The sequence below is a fragment of the Streptomyces sp. 13-12-16 genome, assembly GCF_002114215.1.
Classification (GTDB): Bacteria; Actinomycetota; Actinomycetes; order Streptomycetales; family Streptomycetaceae; genus Streptomyces.
This window is the reverse complement of record NZ_NCTE01000332.1, coordinates 21,929-25,235: the sequence shown is the minus strand read 5'-3', so window position 1 is coordinate 25,235 and position 3,307 is coordinate 21,929. Positions and strand designations below refer to the sequence as shown.

2 protein-coding genes are annotated in these 3,307 nt (G+C 68.8%); both read right to left on the bottom strand.

Translation table 11 applies throughout. The annotated features are described in order from the left end of the window. A partial coding sequence (locus B7767_RS14050; protein WP_256923429.1) for an alpha-amylase family glycosyl hydrolase occupies window positions 1-1,763 on the bottom strand: 1,763 nt, incomplete at its 3' end. Between the two features lie 150 nt (window positions 1,764-1,913). Next, the coding region (locus B7767_RS14045; protein WP_085572482.1) for a carbohydrate-binding module family 20 domain-containing protein at window positions 1,914-3,307 on the bottom strand (1,394 nt) is incomplete at its 5' end.

Genomic DNA, 3,307 nt, shown 5'->3' with positions numbered 1-3,307 from the left:
CTGCGCACCCGCGCCGACGACCCGTACACCCCACGGAAGTCCATCCCCGCCGAGTACGTCGGCACCCCGACCGTCCGGGCCTCGTCCGCGTTGTTCACCGCCACGACGTACTCCACCCGCTGCCTCGCATCCGTGCGCGAGAACGCGTACACACCCGGACCGTCGTCGGCGTACCGCTCCTCCTGCACACCGTCACGCAACGCCGGATGACGCTTCGTCAGCTCCGACAACCTCGCGATCGACCGGTACAACGGATGCGCCGGGTCGTACGCGTCCGAGGCATGCGTACGCTCCGTACCGATCCGGTCGTCGTCCAGATACTCCGGAACCTTCGACGCGAACAACGTCTGCCGGGCGTACACATCGTCCGCCGATCCGGTGAAGCCCTGCTCGTCACCCGCGTAGATCACCGGATTGCCCCGCGACAGGAACATCAACTCGTGCGCGAACCGGTCCCGGCGCAGCAACTCGGCATCCCCCGCGCCCGGGTTGTCCTGGCTGATGAAACTGCCGATGCGCCCCATGTCGTGACTGCCCAGGAAGGTCACCTCGCCGTAGGCGTTGGCCTTGTCCGTGGTGTAGCGGTGGTCCTGGGCCAGGACGTGCGCGAGGTCGCGCGTGGGACCGCCGCGCGACGCGTAGTTGCGGAGCGCGGCCTGCAGCGGGAAGTCGAGCGTGGCGTCGAGCCTGCCCTCGGTCAGGTAGGGCGCCATGACGACGGGGTCGGCCGAGAAGGCCTCCGCGAAGATGAAGAAGTCCCGCTTCCCCTGCCGGGCCGCGTAGGCGTCCAGCGCCGTGGCCCACTGGGTCCAGAAGGCCATGTTGACGTTCTTCGCCGTGTCGACGCGGAAGCCGTCGATGCCGAAGTCCTTGACCCACCTCTCGTAGATCCGCCGCATGCCCTCGACGACCTCGGGCCGTTCGGTCCACAGGTCGTCGTTGCCCTTGAAGTCGCCGTACAGGGCGCTCTCACCGGCGAAGGTGGAGTCGCCCCGGTTGTGGTACATCGTGGGGTCGTTCAGCCACGCCGGCACCTTGGTGTCATGCTCGCCGGGGCGGGGGCGCGGCGTGTACGGGAAGCCGTCCTCGTCGACCTCGCGCATGCCGGAGCTGTCGTCGAAGGGACGGCCCTCGGCGTCCAGGTAGGGGAACGCTCCCTTGGAGCGGTAGCCGTACGTCTTCTCCGCGTAGTCGACGGTGTCGGCGGTGTGGTTGGTGATGACGTCGAAGAAGACCTTCATGCCCTTGGCGTGGGCCTCGTCGACGAGTTCCGCCAGTTCGGCGTTGGTGCCGAAGTGCGGGTCGACCCGGGTGAAGTCGGTGATGGAGTAGCCGTGGTAGCTGGCCATCTCGGTGCCGCTCATGGTCTGCACCGGCCGGTTCTTGAAGACCGGGGCCATCCAGAGTGCGGTGGTGCCCAGGCCCTTGATGTAGTCGAGCTTCTCGATCAGGCCCCTCAGGTCACCGCCCTGGTAGAAGTGCTTGTCGGTCGGGTCGTGGCCGGTCCGCGAGCGGCCGCCGGTCAGGCCTCCCTCGTCGTTGGAGGTGGTCCCGTTGGCGAAGCGGTCGGGCAGCACCAGGTAGAACTGCTCGCGCGAGGGGGCGGGGCGCGCCGGTGTGCGGGCGAGCGCGTGATCGGACGGCGGTCGCGGGGTCGCGGCGTCCGCGGACGGGGTGGTGGACGGGAGGGCCGGCAGCACGGACAGGATCAGTGCGACGGCCGACAGTCGGGCGGTTCTGCGCCGGGACGGTAAACCGGTCATGGGGCCTTTCTTCTCCTCACCGGTCGAACGGGACGGGCCGCCCGGTACGCGGCGGCGAAAGCCGGCGCGGACAAGGCGGGCCGCCCGGTGCGCCTCGGACAAGGCGGACCGGGCGGTCCTTCGGTCGGCGAGACGGAGCGTTCGCCTGGTTCAGCTGCGCCAGGAGTCGCTCAGGAGCGTCTTGCCGCTGGACGGGACGGTGGCGGTGCGGTTGGCGCCGCTCTCCCAGGTGACCTTGCCGGAGGCGTCCTTGCGGAGGTACTTGTACGCGAAGGAGGTGCCGGTCGGGAGGGCGACGTCGAGCTTCCACACGGGGTAGCTCGCCGGGTCGAGCTTGAGCGCGGCGGCGGGGTTCCAGCTGCCGAGCGCGGCGTTGTCGCCGGTGACGTAGATGTTCTCGCCCCAGGCGGTGGTGGCGTCGACGCTGAACGAGGCGCCGGCCTCGGGGTCGGGGTCCGGGCCGGGGCCGGTGTCGGAGCAGCTGGTCGCTCCCGTGTGCAGGGCGAGCGCCGTGTTGCCGCCGAGGGTCGCGGTGAACTGCCCGGAGCCGTTCACGGTGACGGGCTTGCCGCTCTGGACGTCGCAGTAGGTGCCGGCGGGCAGCGACGTCTGGAAGGTGCGGTTGAGCGAGCCGGACTCGTGGTTGATCGCGACGTAGGCCTTGTCGCCGCGGCCGAAGGCGATGGCGTTGTTGCCGTTGTCCCACCAGTTGGTGACACCCGCGCTGCCGGCGGTGTTGCGGAACTCGACCATGCTCGCGATCTCGCGCCAGGCGTGCTGGCACTTCCACCCGTCGGTGTAACAGGCGTTGACCTGGCCGTCGTTGGGGCTGCCCGCGTCACTGCTGAACTCGTAGCCGGAGTGCACGTCCGGTGAGCCGTACGGCCAGGCCAGCATGAAGACGTGGGCGAGAGTGTAGGCGGAGCCGTTCTTGTAGGTCAGCGTCGTGTCGTGGCGCTCGGTGTCGTGGTTGGTCACGAAGGTGGCGGCCTTGCCGCTGGGGACGTAGCCCCAGGCCTCCCCGAAGTTCTTCAGATACGCCAGCTTCTCGCCGGAGAAGATGCGCTTCAGGTCCTTGGCGAAGGAGAACTCCTGGACGTCACCGGTGCCGGTGTACTGGCCGGGCTGCACGGCCTCGCCGGGCGCCCCGATGGTCTCCTGCTTCCAGTGGACACCCGGGTTGCTGAGCCGGCCCTTGATGTTGGCGAGGTCACCCGGTGGGATGTGCTTGGCCGCGTCGATGCGGAAGCCGTCCACCCCGAGGGACAGCAGGTCGTTCAGGTACCCGGCGATCGTCTTGCGGACGTACTCCTCGCCGGTGTCCAGGTCGGGCAGGCCGGACAGTTCGCAGTGGTGGACGTTCCAGCTGTCCCCGTAGTTGTCGATGTCCCTCGTGCAGTCGTCCAGGTCGGACGACGAGTACAGGCCGGGATAGTTGTACTTGCTGTAGGAGGAACCCGCGGTTCCGGTGCCGGCGCTGTTGGCCATGTGGTTGATGACCGTGTCGACGACGACCTTGACGCCGGCGGCGTGGCAGGTGTCGA